This is a genomic window from Veillonella sp. R32 (genome assembly GCF_010093125.1).
GTDB lineage: Bacteria > Bacillota > Negativicutes > Veillonellales > Veillonellaceae > Veillonella_A.
This window is the reverse complement of sequence record NZ_NMZQ01000044.1, coordinates 1-23185: the sequence shown is the minus strand read 5'-3', so window position 1 is coordinate 23185 and position 23185 is coordinate 1. Positions and strand designations below refer to the sequence as shown.

Genomic DNA, 23185 nt, shown 5'->3' with positions numbered 1-23185 from the left:
AATAAATTATAGAACCGTTTAAAATACTAGAATGTGATATAATAAAAGAGATATTTAAGCGAGTAGTTTAAAAGTAAAAAATACTCTTTTATGTTTAAGAGTATTATATGTATTAAGAGTATTAAATGTAGGATGGTAGGTGGCGTACATGGAATATACTAGTATTGCAATTGGGAGAGCTGCATTGCAGTTAGCGATTACTGAAACACGACAAAAAGAACAAGAATTACGTAAAGATTTACAAGATAAAGGGATTCGATCTGTAGCCGTAGATTTTGGCGGTCAATTTTTGCAGTCTATTCCAAAGATTATTGAACATGCTGTAGTGGCTGCTCAACGGCAGAAAGTAGTAGCTGATAATCATATTGGTGAAGGCGCTGTTATTGGAGCTACACAAGAGGCCTTAGAACAGCTGAAACGCAAAGCCACTGGCCTTAATGTAGGTGGTAAAATCGGGATTGCCCGCTATCGAGAACACATTAGTGTGGCAATTTATATTGGCGTTGGCATTTTGCATCTCAATGAAATTGCCGTGGCTATTGCACATAGAAGCTTGCCGGCAAGGGAAGAAGATGCGGTGAAATAGTTGGGAAGATGGTTTTATGCAAACTATATTTTAAACAATCTATTAGATTGTTTGGTAGTTTGTTTAAGTTGTATGAGTTAGGATATTGTTTATGAGGAACTAGTAGGTGGAAGAAAAATTACTATCAGTTATTATTCCAATATATAAAGTGGAAAAGTACTTACGAAGGTGTTTGAATTCTGTAATATCTCAGACATATAAAAACTTAGAAATTATTTTAGTTGATGATGGTTCACCTGATAATTGTGGTCAAATTTGTGATGAATATGCTAAAAAAGACAAGAGAATTGTTGTCTTACATCAGAGTAATCAGGGTTTAAGTGGTGCACGAAATAATGGACTAGCTATTTCAAAAGGTGAATATATTGCTTTTGTAGATAGTGATGATTGGCTCGATACCAATATGTATAAAAATTTAATTAACTTAATTGAAGAATATGACTTAGACATGGCACGATGCTCTGTTAATATCTCTGATGGTGTAAATGAATCAGCAGTTTTACCTAAAGATAATATTATTAATAAAGTTATAATGGAAAGTGCTGTATTTGAGTTGTATTTTACAGAGTTTTTATGTAAAATCGTTTGGAATGTAGTTTATAAACGGAATATAGTAGAAGGAATTCTATCTCCAGAAAGATGTCACTCTCAAGATAATTATGTGTCTGGACGGTATTTATATAGAAGTAAAAAAATAATGATTACTAATCAATGTTTATATTACTATTTCACGAATCCGACAAGTATAACTAATGGAGGTCAAAAACGATTTTTAGACATATGTATTTGTTCAAAATTGTTGCGTGATGATTTAATAAAATATGAGGGATTGACAAAGGATAAATATATATGGCGATTGAATAAAAAATTAGCACGAGAGTTATTCCATTTTGTTAGAGCTAAATCTGAAAAATATAGGATTAGAGCTATATATAAAGATCAATATGATTTTATTAATCAATATTTAGATTTGGGAAGACGGGTACGGTTTAATTTTTGGTTGAAGAGAAAACAAATAAAAATTATTTAATTAAGTATAAGAGGTATATTATATGGTTAATCAGTATAATACTGAATATTTTGAAAATCAACAATTATATTTAGAGAGAAATGATTTCTTATTTTTGTCTGCTGATGAAAAGCGTTAACAAATGCATGTTGCTTTTAGTATTAATAATCCGTTTTTTAAAGCTTTAGGCGCTGAGATTACATCGATTCTTGAGACTAATAAGGATATAGCTTTTAGTTTTTATGTTTTTGTAGATGATTATAGTCCAGAAAATAAGATAAATTTAGAAAAAACGGCTAAAAAATATGGCTGTAATATTTATCTATATGTTATGGATATGAGTATTTATCAAAATTTTCATATCAAGGTTCAGAGATTTTCTCGTGTTACATATATTCGTATTGTTATGCCTTGGATATTACGTGCATTTACTGACCATTATTTATATTTAGACTCTGATATGATTTGTGTAGGGAGTTTAAAACAATTCTTAAAAACAGAGCTAGATGGTAAGGCAATTGGGGCATTAACCTATGATACTCCGGATAGAGTGGCTTTTTTAAAGATGAAGCAAAATGTATATTTTTCAGATGGATTAATGTGGATTAGTATAAAAGATTGGATTGAGCAAAAAATCACAGAACAAGTTTTCTCTTATCAGGGGGCTGATCCAGCTCGATTTAAAGGTCAGACTCAAGACTTATTAAATCTTGTGATAGATGGAAATATGAAACCGATACCTGATTTATTTCATCATAAGAATAAAGATTTTAGTGTGCAAGGGATTTTAATACATTATTCTGGAAGAGATAAGCCATGGGAATTGGTTTTAGATGAAGATGATGAATTGTGGCGCCATTATTTAGATATATCATTTTGGGAGAGTATGCCAGATCCAATGCCAGCCAAAATTCCTGAAAATTATCATAGTTTTAAAAAGTTAGCAAGGGTATATGGTAAAAAAGGTCAAACATTAAAACAATTAAAATGTTTATTTTGGTATAGTGTTTTGAAGATTAGATATAAGAGTAAATAACGATAAATCTTTTTGGAGTTGATAATGAGTATAGAAGAATTAGTGAAATCTGTAGAGTATTTAGGTTCTGTAGATAAAAGCATCGATTTTTCTTTGCATAACAATATTGCAATCTGCTCAGATGAAAATGCTTTATATGGTTTAGGGGTACTTGCGTTTTCGATATTAAAGAATATTAAGAGTAAATGTATAATTCATATATTTTTTAATGGAAGCTTGCAAGAGAGTGATAAGAAACGTTTAGAAAGATTAACTAGTCTTTTTGATGCATTTATTGTTATTTATTATATGAACAATGAATGCTTTGAGAATTTATATACTGTAAGGAACATTACAACTACAGCATATTATCGTTTAGTTGTTCCCTATATTTTGGATTTTTATAATATCTCTAAAGTTCTTTATTTAGATACAGATATGTTGGTTTTATCTGATATTTCTGATTTATTTACACGGTCTGTTACTGTAGTATATGTAGTAAAAAATTCGACATCCAAGCCTCTAGAGTGGGAGTATTATCGTAGTTCAATAGGAATGCTTCATGATTCTTATTTTAATTCGGGGATGATGTTAATTAATGTAGTAGCTTATAAAGAATATGATATAGGACAACGAGCTATAAAACTATTAAAACAAAGAGACTTTAAATATATGGATCAGGATGTTCTTAATATATTATTAGAAAATTTGGCTGAAGTTGATTTGTCAGTAAGGTATAATTGTACAATGTCTGTAGTGAATAATCAATATATGGCAGAACGAAGAGTAGACATTGTTCATTTTACTGGTAATAAAAAACCGTGGAAATTATTTACAGAGTTTTGGGGAGACTATGATAGTAATAATGAGGTTGAGAAATATTCTTGGAAATATAAATATTATAAATTATGGCGAATTTATGCTGAAGCATCTCCTTGGAATGATGTAGAGTTAGAGTGGCCCAAAGACTATCATGAATGGCGTTACTTATCCAAAGCACAAATTAAAAATAAACAATTTATTAAGGGCGTCATATCTTATTATAAATATTTAAAAAACAAGAAAAGTAATAATTGTTAAGGTGTATATTTGGTAATTATAAGAGGGTTTATCAATGAAAATTGCAGTTGCAGGAACAGGGTATGTTGGTTTGTCTAATAGTATGTTATTAGCACAACATAATGAGGTAATTGCCTTAGATATTATTTCTGAAAAAGTAGAAATGTTAAATAGAGGAATTTCACCAATTATTGATGAGGAAATTTCTAACTTTTTACAGAATAAAACTATAAATTTTAAAGCTACATTGGATCCTGAAGAAGCGTTTATTGGGGCTAGGTTTATAATCATTTCAACGCCAACGAATTATGATCCCCAGAAGAATTTCTTTGATACATCGTCTGTAGAAACTGTTATTGAAGAAGTTTTAGCAATAAATCCAGAAGCTATTATGGTTATTAAATCTACAGTTCCGGTTGGTTATACGGAACAAATGAGAGAAAAATACCATACGAAAAATATTATTTTCTCACCAGAATTTTTACGTGAAGGCAAAGCTTTATATGATAATTTGTATCCGTCTCGTATTGTTGTAGGCGAACGGTCAGAGCGGGCTCGTGAATTTGCCAATTTATTGGCTGAAGGAGCTTTAAAAAAAGATATCCCTATGATTTTTACAGGCTCTACTGAAGCTGAAGCTATTAAATTGTTTGCTAATACGTATTTGGCTTTACGGGTAGCCTATTTTAATGAACTTGATTCATATGCTGAGATACGAAATTTAAATACCGCTGAAATTATTAAAGGCGTGTGCTTAGATCCTCGTATTGGTGATTTTTATAATAATCCATCCTTTGGTTATGGAGGTTATTGCTTACCTAAAGATACAAAGCAGCTATTGGCTAACTATCATGATGTACCACAAAATTTAGTCTCTGCTATTGTGGAAGCTAATCGGACCCGTAAAGATCATATTTCTGATATGATTCTAGAGCGACAGCCGAAGGTAGTGGGGGTATATCGGCTTACCATGAAGAGTGATTCGGATAATTTCAGGGCTTCAGCTATCCAAGGTGTTATGAAACGGATTAAGGCAAAGGGAATTGAAGTTGTTGTGTATGAGCCAACGTTATTAGATACAGAATTTTTCAACTCACGAGTAGTCTCTGATTTATGTGAGTTTAAAAAAGTAAGTGATGTTATTGTGACTAATCGTTGGTCAGAAGAGTTAAGTGATGTAAAGGATAAAGTATATACACGTGATTTGTTTGAGCGTGATTAGGGCTAGGAGTGTTAGTTTTGTTGAACTTAGTGAAGTTTATTAAATCGTATAGGCTTTATATTGCTATCTTTTTTATTGTATATTTATTTATGGTAGGAGTTTTTTACTTTACTTCTGTTGGAGCAGAATCTTATCGGATTCTCTTGAATATGAGGCGATATTTGCCAGTGGCATTAGGTGTAGCTTTTTCATCTTATGTTTGGAGAACTGTAGGATTAGGTTGGAGAAAACTTTTACCTTATAGTATTGTAGGGATAAGCTGGTCTACAATTCATAATGTTATGAGTTATATTGTTGATTTTGATACGGCGACTAATATTAATAATTATGCGGAAGTGGCATTTGGTGGATATGTATTTATATTCTTAGTTGTTTCTAGAAGTTTATTATTTTATTTTCAGAAAAGAAGTAATGTATTTTTGGATTTATTATATGGATTTGTCCATTTTGCTTTATTACTAGTGCCTATGATGGAGATTGTCTATTATTTGAACTATAAAGCATCTTTTAGTACTGCGGCTGCTATTGCCGTTTTGCAGTCAAATCCAGGCGAAGTAAAAGAATATTTCTTACAAAATATGAGTTTATTATCAGGGGTTAGTATTAGCGTTTGTATATTGGTATTAGTAATTTTGCTTTTTAAGCTAAATCAAATAAATCATGTTCTTTGTTTGAAAGAAAAACAATTAAAGAATGGAAAAGGGCTTACAAAAAAAATATTAGTTGCAAGTGTTGTGTTGTGTCTAAGTGTAGCTCTTTATACTCCTAAGATTTTTATGGGGACGAGTGTAGTTCATGCATTTGATGGAGCAAAAGAGTATTTAAGAAGTGCTCAAAAATTTACAGAATATTATAGAAATAATGAACAAAACTTAAACGTTATTAAAAGTGAACGGCATTTTTCTAAACCATCAACGATAATTTTAATTGTAGGTGAGTCTGCTGGACGTAATTTTATGAGTGTTTATGGATATTCTGCTAATGACACAACACCTTGGCTTAGAACACAAGTAGAGAGTGACTCAAAGAATTTTTTGCTGTTTAATCATGCGTATTCCTCTTATGGATCTACTATGCAAGCTTTAGAACAAGCTTTTACTGAGAAAAATCAGTATAATAATAAAGAGTTTAATCAGTCATTTACTATTATAGATTTGGCAAAAAAAGCAGGCTATAAAACTTATTGGTTTAGCAATCAAAGTGTTAAAAATACAGCTGATACTCCAGTGCAATTAGTAGCTCGTACTGCGGATGTAACACATTGGGTTGAAGATGATCCTTCTACTCAAAATAGGATATTATATGATGGAGATTTATTGCCGGCTTTAAAAATGGTAAATCCAAATGAAAATAATTTCATTGTTATACATGTTATGGGGAGTCACGAATTAACTCTACATAGATTTCCACCTGAATTTACAAAGTTTAGTCAACCTGGAGTCTTTGATTTAGTACCTAATTATGAAGATTCTATGGCATACAGTGATTGGGTATTACAACAAATTTACGATTATGCTAAAAGTAATTTGAATTTACAATCTATGATTTTCTTTTCTGATCATGGGGCAAATCCTTATAGAAAACGTGTTGCAGATAATATCCCTTTTATTAATTTTAGAATACCTTTAATTATTTACTTATCAGACGAGTATCAATCTTTATATCCTGAAACTACTGAAGCATTACGTGCTCATAAAAATCAATATTTTACAAATGATTTATTATATGAATTAGTAGGTGGGGTTTTGAATATTACCTCTAATCATTTAGAGCAAGAAAATAACTTTGCTAGTTCAGAATATAAATATACAAGAGATACATTAAAAACGGATTTGGGAAGAAAAGGTTTGAATGAGGATATTTCCGAAGATAAAATTGAAAAATAGAATGATTAAGCTTAGTGAGGTTAGAAAATAGATTATGGCTAGTTATAAACCATTCGACACAACAAAACGAATATTAATAACAGGTGCTGCTGGTTTTATCGGGTTTCACTTAGCAAAACGTTTGTTGGAGCAGGGGGCTATCATATGGGGCTTAGATAATCTTAATGATTATTACGAGGTTTCATTAAAAGAAAGTCGCTTAGCGTTGTTAGAAAAATTTGCTAATTTTACATTTGTAAAAGGCAATATAGCCGATGAAGTGGCAGTTTCACATGTTTTTGAAACGTTTAAGCCGGACATTGTTGTTAATTTAGCGGCGCAAGCTGGTGTACGCTATAGCATAGACAATCCTAAAGCGTATATGGAGTCCAATATGATGGGGTTCTTTACTATGTTAGAAGCTTGTCGAAAATATCCAGTAGAGCATTTATTGTTTGCGTCAAGTTCTTCAGTATATGGTAATCAGCAGAAAACACCGTTTGCGACTACAGATAATGTAGATCATCCAATTAGTTTATATGCAGCGACTAAAAAATCGAATGAATTAATGGCTTATACGTATAGTCATTTATACAGTATTCCGGCTACTGGCTTGCGATTTTTTACGGTGTATGGGCCTTATGGTCGTCCAGATATGGCATACTTTAAATTTACGAATAAAATCTGTCAAGATACTCCTATTCAAATTTATAATCAGGGAGATATGTATCGGGATTTTACCTATGTAGATGACATTGTAACGGGTATTGAACGAATGCTATGCAATCCACCTAAAAAGAATGAATGGGGAGATGCATATAAAGTATATAATATAGGGAATAATAAACCAGAAAAATTAATGCATTTTATTGAAGTCTTAGAGGCGCAATTAGGCAAAAAGGCGATTAAAGAATTTTTGCCTATGCAACCTGGCGATGTATATCAGACCTATGCTGATGTTACTGAGTTAGAAAATGATTTTGATTTTAGACCAGTAACTTCCATTGAAGACGGGTTAAGTAGATTTGTCGCTTGGTATAAGGAATATTACAAAATTAACGCTTGACAGTAAACCTTTTAAAGGATATACTATTCAAGTACTCTTTTGAGAGTTGTTTAAGAAGTAGAGGCCATCCGCTTCTCACCTATTGTCTCGAAATAATAGGTTGAATACATTAACAGTCATGTTAGCTAGTTACGGATGGCATTGTGCCGTCCGTTTTTTATTTATAGAGAAAAAAGTTGTTGGAGGTGACTATTATTAGCAAAGATACGCCGCGCATTAATGAAGAAATTCGCGCCCGTGAAGTTCGTGTGGTAAGTGCCGATAATGAGCAGTTAGGTATTATGTCGGCTCGTGAAGCTCTTGCGTTAGCTGAAGAACATCAATTGGACTTAGTAGAAGTGGCACCGAATGGCAAGCCACCGGTATGTCGAATTATGAACTACGGTAAATATCGCTATGAGCAACAGAAGCGCGAAAAAGAAGCTAAGAAAAAACAGAAGACCTTTACTTTGAAAGAAGTAAAGCTTCGTCCCCATATTGAGGATCATGATTTCTATGTTAAAATGAAAAATGCAACAAAATTTTTAGCAGAAGGTAACAAAGTAAAAGTTACAATCATGTTCCGTGGCCGTGAATTGAGCCATCCTGAATTGGGTCAGAATGTATTAACCCGTTTTGCCAAAGAGTTGGAAGAACAGGCCGTTGTTGAAAAAGCAGCTAAGCTTGAAGGGCGAAACATGACGATGATATTAGCAAAAAAAGGATAGTTGAGGAGGATATTAATTATGCCAAAAATTAAAACTCGCCGTGCAGCGGCTAAACGTTTTGTACCGACTGGTAGCGGTGAATTCAAACGTGCGAAAGCATTTAAGAGCCATATCTTAGAAAAGAAATCCTCTGCTCGTAAACGCAATCTTCGCAAAGCAACTTTGGTTAGCAAAGCCGATTACAAACGCGTTGCTAAATGCTTACCATACGCTTAATAGTTAGAATTACTGGATAATGGAGGAAATATACAATGGCTAGAGTGAAAAAGGGCGTTACTGCTCATGCACGTCATAAGAAAATTTTAAAATTAGCTAAAGGCTATCGTGGTACACGTAGTCGTTTGTTCAAAAAAGCAAACGAAACGGTAATGAAAGCATTATACTATGCTCGTCGTGACCGTCGTGCGAAAAAACGTGAATTCCGCAAATTGTTCATTACTCGTATCAACGCAGCAGCTCGCTTGAACGGTATGAGCTATAGCCGTTTTATCGCTGGTTTAACTAAAGCTGGTGTTACAGTAGACCGCAAAATGTTAGCTGATTTGGCTGTAAACGATGCAGCAGCTTTTGCTAAATTTGTTGAAGTAGCTAAAAACGCTTAATAAATAACAAGTAAAAAGTGGTGTAGGTTTCACATTTATGTGAATTTCTACACCCTTTTTTTATGTAAAAATGGTATAATAGAAAGGAATATTAAAACGTTTTACAATAGTTTTTTATAAAGGGTGTTTATAGTGTTTTTTAGAAGACTATATGCTATGTATTTAAAGGAGGAATTATATGAAATCTTCGATTCCTCTGCTTAATCGTCAAAGTGGATATCTGTTGCCAGTACTAGTCCTTATTATTGACTATTTTATGGTGACATTGGGGATAGTGGGTGCATATGAAGTACGAAAATTGTGGCCATTTCCTGTAGTGGCAAGTACATTTTCAATAAAAAGTATTTATATGTATTTAATTGCGCCAGCTTTATTTTTATTCATGCTTTTTTTATGTAATGGGTATCGTGAAGCAGCACCTTATTGGGATCGCGTGCGGAATATTTTTAAGGCGACAACCTATAGTATAGTTTTGACCGTTTTCTTGATGTATGCGGCGAATGTAGCTGGTGATGTGTCAAGACTTTTTATTGCATTTTCATGGATTTTTACATTTACTTTTTTATTAATAGGAAGATATTTATTTGAACGTATATTAATCGCTAGGGGTTTTTTAAAGATACCAGTGATTATTATTGGAGCTGGAAAAACAGCGGAGCTTTTATTGAAATCATTTGAGCGTCATCCTATAATGAGATATGAAATAGTTGGTTTCATAGATGATAATCCTATATGTAAAGGTCTAACAACTAAATATCCTTTATTAGGTGGATTTGATGAGATAGAAGATATAATATGCCATACAAAAATTCAGCATGTGATTATTTGTGCTCCGGGTTTAGAAGCAAGTAAATTAATTGCGTTGATTACTAAGTTAGAAATTTTAGTAAAAAATGTATCATTTGTTCCAGAATTAATAGGCATGCCAGCAGCAAATGTTTCAGTTCAAGGACTTATGGAAGAAAATATGCTACTGATTAATGTAAAAAATAACTTAGCTAGACCATATTATCGTGTAATGAAGAGATTGTTTGATTTAATTTTGACATTAATTGGTTTAGTTGTATTTATTCCAGTTGGAATTATAATTGCTATTATGATTTATATTCAAGATCCTGGACCTATATTATTTTCCCATCGTAGAGTGGGGCAAGATGGGAAAGAATTTGATTGTTATAAATTTAGATCTATGATAGTTAATGCTGAGTCTGTTCTTGAGAAATATTTAAACGCGAATCCTGAGTTGCGTAAAGAATGGGAGTGTGACTTTAAATTAAAAGATGACCCAAGAATTACCAAGATTGGACATTTCTTAAGAAAAACGAGTCTGGATGAACTACCGCAGTTAATTAATGTGCTGAAGGGGGAAATGAGTCTTGTTGGCCCACGCCCCATTGTAAAAGCTGAAATAAATAAGTATGGTGAATATATTCAGGATTTTTATCTAGTGCCACCAGGTATTACTGGTGTTTGGCAAGTTAGTGGACGTAGTGATACAACGTATGACGAACGAGTCCAAATGGATGCATGGTATGTCCATAATTGGTCTGTTTGGATTGATATAGTTTATTTAATTAAAACTGTTAAAATTGTATTGCAAAAAAAAGGCGCATACTAAGGTATATAATATTATTTAATTATAAGTAGGGATAGTCGATGGAAATTAAATATGATTATTTAGTAGTTGGAGCGGGCCCATTTGGTTCTGTATTTGCTCATGAAGCTCATAAACGTGGGAAAAAAGTATTAGTCATTGATCGGCGCAATCATATTGGTGGCAATATGTATTGTGAAAATAAAGATGACATCAATATTCATGTATATGGGGCTCATATTTTTCATACGTCCATTAAAGAAGTATGGGATTATGTAAATCAATTTGCTACTTTTAATAATTATGTAAATTCCCCAGTAGTAAATTATAAAGGGGAAATGTATAATTTGCCTTTCAATATGAATACTTTTAGTAAGATGTGGGGGATTTCAACACCAGCAGAGGCTAAAGCGATTATTGAAGAACAGCGAGCTAGTATTACAGACACACCTAAAAATTTAGAAGAACAAGCGATAAGCCTAGTTGGCAAGGATATTTATGAAAAACTTATCAAAGGGTATACCGAAAAGCAATGGGGCCGTCCTTGTACAGAGATTCCATCGTTTATTATCAAACGATTACCAGTTCGATATACATATGATAATAATTACTTTAATGATCGTTACCAAGGTATTCCAGAAGGTGGTTATACAAAGTTAATAGAAAATATACTTAAAGGTATAGAAGTGCGTTTAGGTGTTGATTTTATAAAAGAACGAGAAGAATTTAGTGAGTTAGCAGATAAAATTGTTTATACAGGTCCTATTGATGAATATTACAATTATGAGTTTGGTCCACTAGAGTATCGTGGGTTACGCTTTGAAACAGAAAAACTTGAAACTGAAAATTATCAAGGGGTAGCTGTTGTAAACTATACAGAGGCTGAAATTCCATATACTCGTGTTATCGAGCATAAGCACTTTGAATTTGGCAAACAATCAGTGTCTTATGTGACTAAAGAGTATCCTGCTGATTGGAAAGTTGGAGATGAAGCCTACTATCCAGTGAATAATGATAAAAATCAAGCTTTATATACAAAATATGCTTTAAAGGCTAAAAAAGAGAATCATGTGATCTTTGGTGGCCGTTTAGCGGAATATGTATATTATGATATGGATAAAGTGATTGCAAGTGCACTTCGTTTAGTTGCAAAGGAATTGAATTAAGTGGCGAATATTAAAATTTTAGTAGCAGCACATGAACCTTATTGGATGCCAAATGATGATTTTTATATGCCGATTCACGTTGGCAAAGAAGGAAAGGCAGATATAGGATATATAGGAGACAATACAGGGGACCATATTTCGCATAAAAATCCTAATTACTGTGAATTAACAGCTCTTTATTGGGCGTGGAAAAATTTAGAAGCCGATTATATTGGACTAGTTCACTATCGACGTTATTTTACTAAAAAAGAAGTACGAAATATAGAAGCGAAGCAAGAGCAAATCCTCCTTCGTTCTGATTGGGAGCAGATTTTAGAGAATTATCCAGTAGTAGTAGCTGATAAGCGAAAATATTATATAGAAAGTAATCGTTCTCACTACAATCATGCTCATCATAGTGAAGGTTTAGATTTAGCTGAGCAAGTTATATTAGAGAAGTGGCCAGAGTATAGGGATGCTTTTGACTTAGTATGTAATCGTACCTGGGCTCATATGTTTAATATGTTTGTTATGCGTAGAGATATGTATGATGCTTATTGTGAGTGGTTATTTGATATTTTAGGTGAAATAGAAAATAGAGTAGATATTTCTAACTATGATACATATGAAGCGCGCATTTTTGGCTTTGTTAGTGAAATATTACTTGATGTATGGTTAGAAAAAAATAGAGTTTTATATAAAGAACAAAATGTTTCTTTTATGGAGAAACAAAATTGGATAAAAAAAATAATAGCATTTTTTTATCGAAAAATTTTTAGATAGTTAGTAATATGTTGTTTAATAAATTTTAGGAGTGTTTTATGAGTAATAAATCACTAGAGAGCTTTTATAAGTATATACCACTATTAAAAGAACTAGTATTAAGAGATTTAAGGATAAAATATAGAAGATCCTTTTTCGGATATTTATGGAGTCTTATGAATCCATTAATGATGATGTGTATATTAACGATAGTTTTTTCACAAGTATTTAGATTTGATATACCTAATTATTCTTTATATTTGATTATAGGGCAAGTAGTTTTTAATTTTGTTTCGGAATCGACTACTTCGGCTATGTATTCTATTGTCGGGAATGCAGCTCTTTTAAAAAAAGTTTATGTTCCAAAGCTAATATTTCCATTATCGCGAGTTTTATCAAGTTTTGTTACAATGCTTTTTAGTATGGTAGCAATTTTTATAGTTATGTTAATTACTGATGTATCTATAACAAAAAAGTTATTGCTACTTCCAATTCCATTATGTTTTTTGCTTGTTTTCTCATTGGGAGTCAGTTTAATAGTTTCCGCAATTGCGGTTTATTTTCGAGATATGTTTCATTTATATAGTGTTTTTACTACAGCATGGTCATTTTTGACACCTATATTTTACCCTATTAATATAGTCCCAGTAGAGTTTAAGCAGATGTTATTGTTAAACCCGCTTTATTATATTTTACTTTATTTTCGAGAAATTATTTTAGAAGGAGCAATACCAGGATTTGAACTAACAGCCTTATGTATTACTATTAGTGTATTGTCGTTAATAATAGGTCTTATTATTTTTAAAAAGTTACAAAATAATTTTTTAATGTACATTTAGGGGAAAATGATTGGAGCAATATATGGTCTGTATTTCTATAAAAAGTGTGAGTATGGAGTTTAATCTTGCTGAAGAACAATTTTCTGGCATAAAAGATTTTTTAATATTGGCAACAAAAGGTAAATTGCGTTTTAATAAGTTTCATGCATTGAAGAACATTTCACTTAATATTCAGAAAGGAGAGTCGTGGGCACTTATTGGTGAAAATGGATGTGGTAAGAGTACATTATTAAAAGTAATTTCTGGCATATATAAACCTACTAGTGGAAGTGTAATAGTAAAGGGATCTATAGCTCCATTAATTGAATTGGGTGCGGGTTTTGATTCTGAACTAACAGCAAGGGAAAACATTTATTTAAATGGCGCAGTTTTAGGATATAGTAAGCGTCTTATGGATAAATATTTTAATAATATTGTTGAGTTTGCGGAGATTAAGGATTTTTTAGATGTTCCTATAAAAAATTTTTCATCAGGGATGGTAGCTAGGCTTGGTTTTTCAATTGCTACAGCGATAAAAGCTGATATTATTATTATTGATGAAATTTTAGCTGTTGGAGATTATGCTTTTCAACAGAAATGTTACAAAAGAATGGAAGAGATGAAACGAGAAGGAACTACAGTTATTTTTGTTTCACATGATGAAGAACAAGTTAAGAAAATGTGTAGTAAAGCTGTATGGATTGCTAGCGGTGAAATAAAAGCTATGGGGGAGTCCAAAAAAGTTTGTGATTTATATAGACAATATATAGAGAGTAAATGAGGGGATTCTATGAATAAAATTGTGGCAATAGTAGTAACTTACAATAGACTTAATCTTTTTAGAGAATGCATTCTTAATCTTTTAAAAGAAAAGAATTCAATAGATATACTTGTTATTGATAATAATTCTTGTGATGGGACAAGACAATTTGTTGAGAGATTAAAGTGTTATAATGATAATATTATTTATCATAATACTGGTAAAAATATTGGAGGAGCTGGAGGTTTTAGTTTAGGATTGAGGATGGCTACTGAATTAGGTTATGAATATGCTTGGGTTATGGATGATGATTGTATTGTTCAAAAAAATACATTAAAAATATTTATGGATTTTGATAAAAAAAATAAAGGCAAGTATGGTTTTTTATCTAGTAAAGTAGTGTGGAAGGATTCTTCTTTATGTACTATGAATGTACAGCGTAAAGGTGTATATAAAAATATCGATGTTAACGATACTAAGCATGATGTTGTAAAGATAAAAATGGCTTCTTTTGTGTCATTATTTTTGCCAACTAAAATAATTAGAAAAGTAGGCCTTCCAATTAAAGATTTTTTTATATGGACTGACGATTGGGAATATACTAGACGAATATCAAGGTATTATTCTTGTTATCTTTTAAATGATTCTGTTGTCGTACATAAGTGCAAATCGAATCAAGGAGCAAATATTTCCACTGCTGATTGGAATATGATTGATCGATTTAAATATTTATATAGAAATGATGTTTATTTATATCGTAGAGAAGGAATTTGTGGTTGGTTATATCAAAGTATTAGATTATCATATCATATATTGAAAATATTAAGGTTATCTCCAAATCATAAAATCGGACGTATTAATATTTTACTTAAGTCCACTATAAAAGGAATATTTTTTAAACCTGATATAGAATATTTGAATAGGTGATTAAATGGATAAGATAACTGTTGTAATACCAACAAATAGATTTTTATGCGTAGAAAAGATTATAAAAGATTGTATTATTCCTTATCATGGAGAACTATTTCAGTTTGAAATTCATGATAGCAGTATAAATAATAATATTGAGGTTATTATATCTAAGTTATCGATTTTGGATAAAAATAAAATTAAGTATAAAAGATACAGAACAGATATTAGTGCAGATGATAAAGCAATGTTGGCTATCAAAGAAGTTACTACAAATTTTTTTTGGTTAATGGGTGATGGTAATTTAGTCAATTATAATCAATTTGAGAAAATATTATTATGTGAAAATTTTGAAGAATTTGATTTAATTAATGTTGATATAGATAATCGTCGCGGACATCTTAATCAAGATAGTAAGTATAAGTTAAATATTTTATATAAAGAAATTGACTATATGAAATATTGCCAGAAATATTTTTCTAGATTAACTTATTGGGGATCTCAAATTATTAGAACTGATTTTTATAAAGAGGCATTCCTTAATGGGATAATTTATAAATATCAAAAAAAACAAATCCCTTGGTGGATAGCATTTTCTTTATTAGAGTTGATAAATATTTTTAAAAATGACTCGTTGAATCTTGGTGTTATTTATACAAATTTTATATCATATAATCCCCAAAAAAAAGATCACTGGTGGACTCATGATGAGCGTTATTATATTTATGTTTTTGAAAAAATGAATGAAGGATTTTCTGTATTACCTAGTAGCTTTAAATCAATTGAGTATAAGACGATATCCTTTTTTAGAAGAGATGCGCTAGTATCTAATAGCTACTTGTTATTTTTAAGGAGTATTAATAATTTAAATTTTAGATTAATTTATAAGTACAAAAAATCAATAGATATTATCAATGGGGATTATTTAAGATTAAAATTATATTGTTTATTACCAGTTTTTGTGGCGAAAATTGGTAACAATCTTAAAAAATGTTTAAAATATATAATTAATTATATTTAGGAGGTATTTTATGAAAGTAGTATTGTTAGCAGGCGGTTTTGGAACACGAATTTCTGAAGAAAGTCAATATAAACCAAAGCCTATGGTTGAAATTGGTGAAATGCCTATATTATGGCATATTATGAAATCTTATAGCCATTTTGGATTTAATGATTTTATAGTTTGTGCAGGATATAAGCAACACTATATAAAAGAATGGTTTGCCGATTATTTTTTACATACGTCTGATATTACTTTTGATTTTACTCAAGAAAATAAAATGATAGTTCATAACAGAACTTGCGAACCTTGGAAAGTAACTGTTGTTGATACTGGTTTACATACTATGACCGGTGGACGGATAAAACGTATACAACAATATATTAATAATGAAACGTTTTTAATGACATATGGTGATGGAGTTTGTGACGTTGATATAGTTGATTTATTAAAATTTCATCGTTTACATAGAAAAATTGCAACATTAACAGCGGTTCAATTAGAACAGTCAAAAGGAATTTTGAATATTGACTCTGATAATGCAGTTCAATCATTTAGAGAAAAATCGGCAAGAGATAGTGCACCTATAAATGCAGGCTTTATGGTATTAGAGCCGAAGATTTTTGATTATATCAGTGGTGACGATTGTATTTTTGAACGAGAACCTTTAGAACAATTAGCTAAAGAGAAGCAATTAATGAGTTATATGCATAAAGGTTTTTGGCAATGCATGGATACAAAGAGAGAAAAAGATGAGTTAGAAAAGTTATGGGTGGCTGGAAAAGCACCTTGGAAGGTATGGGAGGCTTAATATGTTTTTTGATAGGAATTTTTATAATGGAAAAAAAGTTTTAGTAACTGGTCATACAGGATTTAAGGGAGCATGGCTTTGTAAAATTTTAAAAAATCTTGGAGCCGATGTAAGTGGTTATTCATTACCTTCTCCTACTAATCCGTCTTTATATGAAATTGCTGGAATTGATAAGGAAGTAAATTCATATATAGGTGATATAAGAGATTTTTTAAAATTAAAAACAGCATTTGATGAGATTGCGCCTGAAATAGTATTTCATTTAGCTGCACAGCCGCTTGTTCGAGAAAGTTATAATAATCCTGTTTATACGTATGAGACTAACGTAATGGGAAGTGTTAATATTTTAGAGTGTGTCCGAATGAGTAAATCTGTTAAATCATTTTTGAATATTACAACAGACAAAGTTTATAAAAATAATGAATGGGAGTGGGGATATAGAGAAGATGAACCACTCGATGGATTTGATCCTTATTCGAATTCTAAATCTTGTAGTGAATTGGTAACGCATTCATATAATTGTAGTTTTTTTGAAAATCGTTCTGTTAGCATTTCGACAGCAAGAGCTGGGAATGTTATTGGTGGTGGTGATTTTGCTGATGATCGAATTATTCCTGATTGTATTAGGGCAATAATTGAGAAAAAAGATATAATTGTTAGAAATCCATTTTCAACAAGGCCATATCAACATGTCTTAGAACCTTTAGTTGCATATTTGATGATTGCAGCTAAGCAATATGATGATAAGGCTTTTGCAGGGTATTACAATGTTGGCCCAGATGATAGAGATTGTTTTGAAACAGGAAAATTGGTAGACCTTTTTGTAAGTAAATGGGGGGATAACCTTAAGTGGATAAATAAATATGATGGTGGACCTCATGAAGCTAATTTCTTAAAATTGGATTGCTCTAAAATAAAAAAAATATTTAATTGGTCGCCTAAATGGGATTTAGAGGTGGCCATTGAAAAAATTGTTGAGTGGAATAGATGTTGGTTGTCAAATGGGGATATTAATGCCTGTATGGATAAACAAATTAAAGAATTTTTGGGGTAATATATTATATAGGAGTTTAAGATGAAAAGTGAAGAACTAGCGAGAAAAATAAGAATTCATGCTATTAAAATGGTAAGTCATGCACATGCGTCCCATATTGGTGGTATTTTGTCATGCGCAGATATTATTGCAGTCTTGTATAATAATATTGCCAAAGTTTATCCGAATGATCCAAAAAATGAGAATAGAGATAGAATTATTTTAAGTAAAGGGCATAATGGTGTTGCTATATATGCAGTGTTAGCAGAAATGGGGTTTTATAGTACTGATGTATTAGATACATATGGGGATAATGGAGGTATATTCTCTTCTCATATTTCACATAAATTAGTTCCAGGAGTAGAGTTATCAACTGGTAGTTTAGGGCAAGGTGTGTGTGCTGCTTGTGGAATGGCATTAAATGGTAAAATTAGAAATAAAGATTATCATGTATATGCGATTGTTGGAGATGGAGAATGTAATGAAGGTTCTGTGTGGGAAATAGCAATGTTCTCGGCTCAATATAAATTAGATAATTTTACTGTTATTATTGATAGAAATAAAATGCAAGCTATGGGTAATTGTAATGAAGTTATGGATATGGAGCCACTGGATAAAAAATGGGAGTCTTTTGGATGGAATGTAATTATGGTAGCAGATGGAAATAATCATCATGCTTTAAAAGAGGCTTTTAATAAGCCTATAGTTGAGGGTAAACCTACTGTTATTATTGCTAATACAGTTAAAGGAAAAGGAGTTTCTTTTATGGAAAATTCATTGTTATGGCATTATAGAGATCCTCAAGGTGGAGATTTAAAAAATGCTTTAGCTGAATTGGAGGAAAATTTATGAGAGATCATGTAATAGCTGAATTAGTGGAATTAGGAAAAATAGATGATAGTATTATATTGGCAACAGCAGACTTAGGGTTTAATGTAGTAGAAAAGTATAGCAGTCAATTTCCTAATCGATATATTAATACAGGCATAGCTGAGCAGAGTTTAACTTCTATTGCAGCTGGTTTAGCATTAGAGGGAAATAAAGTTTTTACATATTCTATTGGAAATTTTCCTACATTGAGGTGTATTGAGCAGTTGAGAAATTTAGTATGCTATCACAATGCGAATGTTAAAGTTTTGGCTGTAGGTGGTGGTTTTGCTTATGGGACGTTAGGGATGACTCATCATGCGACTGAAGATATTGCAATGATGAGAGCGTTACCTAAAATGGATGTGTATGTACCTGCTGATGCTATAGAAGCTGTTTTGTGTTTAAGAGAATTATACAAAAAAGAGGGCCCCGGGTATCTTAGAATGGCAAGGGGGAAGGAGCCATATATTCATAAACAGAATGAAAGTATTGATGTAACTAAAGTTATTCCAATAAAGGAGTCAGGGGAAGATGTAATTATATTAGCTGCTGGTACTATTTTATCAGAAGCAGTAAGAGCATTTGATATTTTAGTTAGTCAAAACATTAAATGTAGTGTTTATTCGGTTCCGTGTATTAAGCCGCTTGATGAACAAAATGTTAGATCTTTAGCAAGAAAGGCTAAACTACTTGTTACTATTGAAGAGCATACTGTTATAGGTGGTTTAGGTGGTGCTGTAGCTGAAGCTATAAGTGGGATATCTTCTCATGCCTCATTATTAAGATTTGGTCTTAATAATGAATTTACCTCAATAGTAGGTAGCCAAAATTATCTAAGAAGTGTTTATCATTTAGATGCTAATGAAGTTGCTGAAAGAGTTATTAGGATGATAAAGGGAGCTTAATTATGCGTATTGCTATATTAGGAGCATCAAGCTTTATTGGGAAAAAAATTATAGAAGCTATGTATAAAAAAAATCATGAAATTATAGCTGTGATTAGAAAGAAAAACTCAAATAAAGATTTTTTTGAAAAATATAAAGGTGTACAAGTCATTGAATCTGATATGGATGAATATACTAAGGTGGCAAAAAAATTATCTGAAGTAGATTGTTTGATTTATTTAGCGTGGGATGGGACTAGAGGTTCATTGCGTAATGATTTTTATAGACAAAAGCGTAATTATGAGTTAGGTATAAATTGTATTAAAGCTTTTGTTGATTTAGGGTGTAAGAAGGTAATTACTGCAGGGTCTCAAGCTGAATATGGACTATGGCAAGCAGATAGAAAGTTAACAGAAGAAGATATTGCAAAACCTAATACTGAATATGGAAAATTTAAATTAAAACTATATGAAGATTCTTTGGAATTATCTAAAAAGTATTTATTTACATTAATTGAGCCAAGATTTTTTAGTCTATATGGACCTAGTGATTATGAAGGAACGATGATTATTTCCGTTTTAAAAAAAATGTTAATTAATGCACCTTGTGATTTAACTGAATGTAAACAAATTTGGGATTTTTTATATATTGATGATGCTGTTAGAGCGTTAGTAAAATTAATTGAAGAAGATCATCCTACAGGTATTTATAATTTTGGTTCTGGAGAAAGTCATGATTTAAAATATTATATTGAAATTATGAAAAAAATAACTGAAAGTAAAAGTTTGTTACATTATGGTGTAATTGAATATCCTGAAACGGGAATGGTCAATGTTAATCCTTCTGTAAGAAAATTAAATGCTATAGGATGGACCCCTCAAATATCATTTGAGAACGGAATTCACAATGTCTTGGAAGCTTTGAAATTAGATAAAGGGTAATTCTAGAATGGAGAAGAAAAAAATAACTAAAATAAAAAAAAATAAGTGGGAAATTACAGATAAATCATTATATGAAAAAGAGTTAAAGCCCGTTTTTAAAAATAAATGTGCAATTGCGTTTGTCCTTAGTGATCAATATATTCCTTATTTCACTGTAACACTATTATCAATATTAGATTATATATCTGATGAATATGAGTATGATATTGTGTTATTAACAAGTGAGATTGACTTGTATGATTGCCAAATTTTATTAAATTTAGTAAAAGATTATCCTAATGTTAGTTTGAGGTTTTTTGATCCTAAACCTTTAGTTAAAGAATATATGGAAAGGAGTAGATATAAATATTTATATTTAAATTATTTTAAGCTTGCGATACCATGGATTTTTAAAGAATATAAAATTGTATTAAATTTGGGAGCAGATGTTTTAGCTAGAAAGGATGTATATGAACTTCTTAATGTAGATTTTTTGGAAAAGGAGTATATTGCAGGTGTTGTTGATTTAGGTTATTTAGGTCGTTTGAAAATGGATATTCCTTTAGGTGAACTAAACTTAATAAATCCTATGGGGTATGTAAATGCAGATGTATTAGTTTTTGATTTATCGAATATTAGACGAGATTTTTCTATTGATTATGTTATGAATTTATGGCAAAAATATAAGTTTAGATGCGCTGAACAAGATGCATTTAATGTACTTTTCGATACGAAAATTAAATATTTAGATTCAAGATGGAATGTGTATCCTATTCGAATGGCATCTGTAGAACATATTATGCAAAATGAAGAGAAAAAAATAAAAGAATGGGAACAAAATTTAAAAAATCCATTTATAGTACATTATGCAGCATTTCCTAAGCCTTGGGATTACCCTTTAGTTGGTGAAGGAAATCATTGGTGGGAATATGCAAGACAATCTCCTTATTATGAAGAAATTATTAGAAAAATGTGTTTATTATCTATTAGGGGAGAGATTAATACTCGAAAAAATTTTAATTTACGAATTATTGCAGAAAAAATATTTCCAGAAAATAGTGAACGAAGAGAAGTTTTAAGAAGTTGGTTTCCTAAATATTCTAAACAAAGAGAATTTTTAAAAAAAATATATTATTGTTTCTTTACGAATCCTAATCCTGAATGGAATAAAAAATTTGGGAAATCTGTAAATAATAAGTAGTTAAAGCTGTAACAATAGAGTACTATAATTTTAAACTACTATAGTAATTTTTAATAAAAAGGCTCATTACATGGGCCTTTTTAATATGGAATATTGTATTATAATTATGGATGATAGTAATTTATTGTGAATTAGATATAATTGAGTAACTTAAGCATGATTTATTTTTGTATATAAGTATATATATATTATAAAAACAGGAGATTAAAAATTAAATGGTAAAAGATAGAATATTTTATTTAGATTTGTTAAGAACTATTGCTATAATTTTAGTGGTTTTTACACATGCGCATGATGCTGCAGGCTTTCATATTAATGGTATTCATGCAAATGAAGTACTTACGCCTTTATTCTTTTAAATATCGCGGATAGGTGTTCCGATTTTTTTTATGATTTCTGGATATTTATTGATAAATAAGCAGATTAATAATAGTGATTATGAATTTAATTTAACAAAAAGTTGTAAATTTTTATTAATAAGTGCTTTTTATTGTATAATTTTTAATACTTTAGTTGTATATTTTAATGAGAATCTAAGTATACTGGAATCTTTTTTATATAGTATTAAAAATTATAATTTTATTTTAAATTTTCAGTTAGGTGTTATGAATCCACTGTGGTTTTTTCAAGTATTAATTCCTTTATATTTATCAGCTCCTTTTTTAGCGATTATATTCAATAAATCGAATAAACTTGCACTTGTTTATATAATAGTTACGTTAATAACTATTATGATACCGTTGACATTTGATCATCATAAGAGTATTTTTGCAAATTTTTTTGGCGGTATTTTTGATTCCTTTGTAAGTTACTTTATATTGGGATATATAATTTGCTCAGAACGATATATTTCGAAAAAATCTATTTTTAATAAAATTTATTTTTTAATTATAGTTCTTTTTATTTCAGTATTTTGTAGTATAATGTTATATTTATTTTTTCCATTTCTTCATCCTACATTATCTAATTATCAATCTATTTTTATTTTTATATCTTCATTTTGTGTAGTTTCTATAATTTTTAAGCTTTTTAAAAATCATGTTCCACATAAACATGTGGAACAAACTATAACCTTAATTTCGCAAAATTCATTTGGTATTTTTATATCACATATATTATTTGTTTATTTCATTTCTAGTTATTGTGGATCAAAAGGGTGGGAGAATCCATGGCTAGTAGTTCCTTATTTTTTATATCTTTTGTCTGTGGTTTTCTTTTTTCTTTTGTTTTAAAGAAGAATAAATATACTAAATATTTTATTTTTTAATTGTTTATTTTGTTATAAAAATTCAAATATTAAATTTAGATCTATTAAATATATTTAGCATAATAAGAAATGCTTATTGT

General features: G+C 30.6%; 25 protein-coding genes and 1 other annotated feature. All 25 genes read left to right on the top strand.

Translation table 11 applies throughout. The features are described from left to right. Window positions 1-148 precede the first annotated feature (148 nt). The 25 genes from VER_RS08875 (at window position 149) to VER_RS10550 (ending at window position 23070) form a co-directional block, all read left to right on the top strand. Window positions 149-586 (top strand): HutP family protein, encoded by a 438-nt coding sequence (locus VER_RS08875; RefSeq protein WP_162100473.1) that lies wholly within the window; start codon window positions 149-151, stop codon window positions 584-586. A 106-nt stretch (window positions 587-692) separates the two neighbouring features. Further along, a complete protein-coding gene (locus VER_RS08870) occupies window positions 693-1616 on the top strand; it encodes a glycosyltransferase (protein ID WP_162100472.1) in 924 nt (307 codons plus the stop codon). Between the two features lie 121 nt (window positions 1617-1737). Then, entirely contained in the window at window positions 1738-2631 is an 894-nt protein-coding gene (locus VER_RS08865; RefSeq protein ID WP_162100471.1) for a glycosyltransferase, read from the top strand. 24 nt (window positions 2632-2655) lie between these two features. Further along, window positions 2656-3690: a glycosyltransferase family 8 protein gene (locus VER_RS08860; protein WP_162100470.1), complete on the top strand. Its 1035-nt coding sequence runs from the start codon at window positions 2656-2658 to the stop codon at window positions 3688-3690. A gap of 34 nt (window positions 3691-3724) precedes the next feature. Further along, window positions 3725-4891 (top strand): nucleotide sugar dehydrogenase, encoded by a 1167-nt coding sequence (locus tag VER_RS08855; protein ID WP_162100469.1) that lies wholly within the window; start codon window positions 3725-3727, stop codon window positions 4889-4891. A 167-nt stretch (window positions 4892-5058) separates the two neighbouring features. Beyond that, a complete protein-coding gene (locus VER_RS08850) occupies window positions 5059-6777 on the top strand; it encodes a phosphoethanolamine transferase (protein WP_238390199.1) in 1719 nt (572 codons plus the stop codon). 34 nt (window positions 6778-6811) lie between these two features. Beyond that, the gene (locus tag VER_RS08845) at window positions 6812-7822 is read left to right on the top strand and encodes an NAD-dependent epimerase (RefSeq protein ID WP_162100467.1); all 1011 of its coding nucleotides are present in this window, start codon (window positions 6812-6814) and stop codon (window positions 7820-7822) included. A 49-nt stretch (window positions 7823-7871) separates the two neighbouring features. Next, window positions 7872-7990, top strand: a sequence feature (ribosomal protein L20 leader region). Window positions 7991-8007: 17 nt separating this feature from the next. Continuing rightward, window positions 8008-8529, top strand: coding sequence for a translation initiation factor IF-3 (gene infC / locus VER_RS08840; RefSeq protein ID WP_202922154.1), 522 nt, complete (start codon window positions 8008-8010; stop codon window positions 8527-8529). Between the two features lie 18 nt (window positions 8530-8547). Continuing rightward, complete coding sequence (gene rpmI / locus VER_RS08835; RefSeq protein ID WP_162100466.1) at window positions 8548-8745, top strand: 50S ribosomal protein L35; 198 nt, start codon at window positions 8548-8550, stop codon at window positions 8743-8745. Window positions 8746-8780: 35 nt separating this feature from the next. Continuing rightward, window positions 8781-9131 (top strand): 50S ribosomal protein L20, encoded by a 351-nt coding sequence (rplT, locus tag VER_RS08830; RefSeq protein ID WP_115309349.1) that lies wholly within the window; start codon window positions 8781-8783, stop codon window positions 9129-9131. A 178-nt stretch (window positions 9132-9309) separates the two neighbouring features. Beyond that, window positions 9310-10749: an undecaprenyl-phosphate galactose phosphotransferase WbaP gene (gene wbaP / locus VER_RS08825; protein WP_162100465.1), complete on the top strand. Its 1440-nt coding sequence runs from the start codon at window positions 9310-9312 to the stop codon at window positions 10747-10749. A 38-nt stretch (window positions 10750-10787) separates the two neighbouring features. Next, entirely contained in the window at window positions 10788-11891 is a 1104-nt protein-coding gene (gene glf, locus VER_RS08820) for a UDP-galactopyranose mutase (RefSeq protein WP_162100464.1), read from the top strand. Next, a complete protein-coding gene (locus tag VER_RS08815) occupies window positions 11892-12653 on the top strand; it encodes a DUF4422 domain-containing protein (RefSeq protein ID WP_255494047.1) in 762 nt (253 codons plus the stop codon). A gap of 38 nt (window positions 12654-12691) precedes the next feature. After that, on the top strand, window positions 12692-13471 hold the full coding sequence (locus VER_RS08810; protein ID WP_162100463.1) for an ABC transporter permease: 780 nt from the start codon (window positions 12692-12694) through the stop codon (window positions 13469-13471). A 10-nt stretch (window positions 13472-13481) separates the two neighbouring features. Further along, complete coding sequence (locus tag VER_RS08805; protein ID WP_202922153.1) at window positions 13482-14231, top strand: ABC transporter ATP-binding protein; 750 nt, start codon at window positions 13482-13484, stop codon at window positions 14229-14231. A gap of 9 nt (window positions 14232-14240) precedes the next feature. Further along, on the top strand, window positions 14241-15137 hold the full coding sequence (locus VER_RS08800; protein WP_162100462.1) for a glycosyltransferase family 2 protein: 897 nt from the start codon (window positions 14241-14243) through the stop codon (window positions 15135-15137). A gap of 4 nt (window positions 15138-15141) precedes the next feature. After that, a complete protein-coding gene (locus tag VER_RS08795; RefSeq protein WP_162100461.1) occupies window positions 15142-16140 on the top strand; it encodes a hypothetical protein in 999 nt (332 codons plus the stop codon). Window positions 16141-16150: 10 nt separating this feature from the next. After that, window positions 16151-16930: a glucose-1-phosphate cytidylyltransferase gene (gene rfbF / locus VER_RS08790; protein ID WP_162100460.1), complete on the top strand. Its 780-nt coding sequence runs from the start codon at window positions 16151-16153 to the stop codon at window positions 16928-16930. 1 nt (window position 16931) lies between these two features. Then, window positions 16932-17984 carry a CDP-glucose 4,6-dehydratase gene (gene rfbG, locus VER_RS08785; protein ID WP_162100459.1) on the top strand — a complete coding sequence of 351 codons (1053 nt, stop codon included), beginning with the start codon at window positions 16932-16934 and terminating at the stop codon, window positions 17982-17984. 21 nt (window positions 17985-18005) lie between these two features. Next, window positions 18006-18815 (top strand): transketolase, encoded by an 810-nt coding sequence (locus tag VER_RS08780; RefSeq protein WP_162100458.1) that lies wholly within the window; start codon window positions 18006-18008, stop codon window positions 18813-18815. Then, the gene (locus VER_RS08775) at window positions 18812-19738 is read left to right on the top strand and encodes a transketolase family protein (RefSeq protein ID WP_162100457.1); all 927 of its coding nucleotides are present in this window, start codon (window positions 18812-18814) and stop codon (window positions 19736-19738) included. Before VER_RS08780 ends, VER_RS08775 begins: the two co-directional genes overlap by 4 nt. Window positions 19739-19740: 2 nt before the next feature. Next, window positions 19741-20658 carry an NAD(P)-dependent oxidoreductase gene (locus VER_RS08770; RefSeq protein WP_162100456.1) on the top strand — a complete coding sequence of 306 codons (918 nt, stop codon included), beginning with the start codon at window positions 19741-19743 and terminating at the stop codon, window positions 20656-20658. 7 nt (window positions 20659-20665) lie between these two features. Further along, entirely contained in the window at window positions 20666-21838 is a 1173-nt protein-coding gene (locus VER_RS08765; RefSeq protein ID WP_162100455.1) for a glycosyltransferase, read from the top strand. Window positions 21839-22053: 215 nt separating this feature from the next. After that, the gene (locus VER_RS08760) at window positions 22054-22197 is read left to right on the top strand and encodes a hypothetical protein (RefSeq protein WP_162100454.1); all 144 of its coding nucleotides are present in this window, start codon (window positions 22054-22056) and stop codon (window positions 22195-22197) included. Then, on the top strand, window positions 22198-23070 hold the full coding sequence (locus VER_RS10550) for an acyltransferase family protein (RefSeq protein WP_370456479.1): 873 nt from the start codon (window positions 22198-22200) through the stop codon (window positions 23068-23070). It abuts the gene before it with no gap. Window positions 23071-23185: the final 115 nt, after the last annotated feature.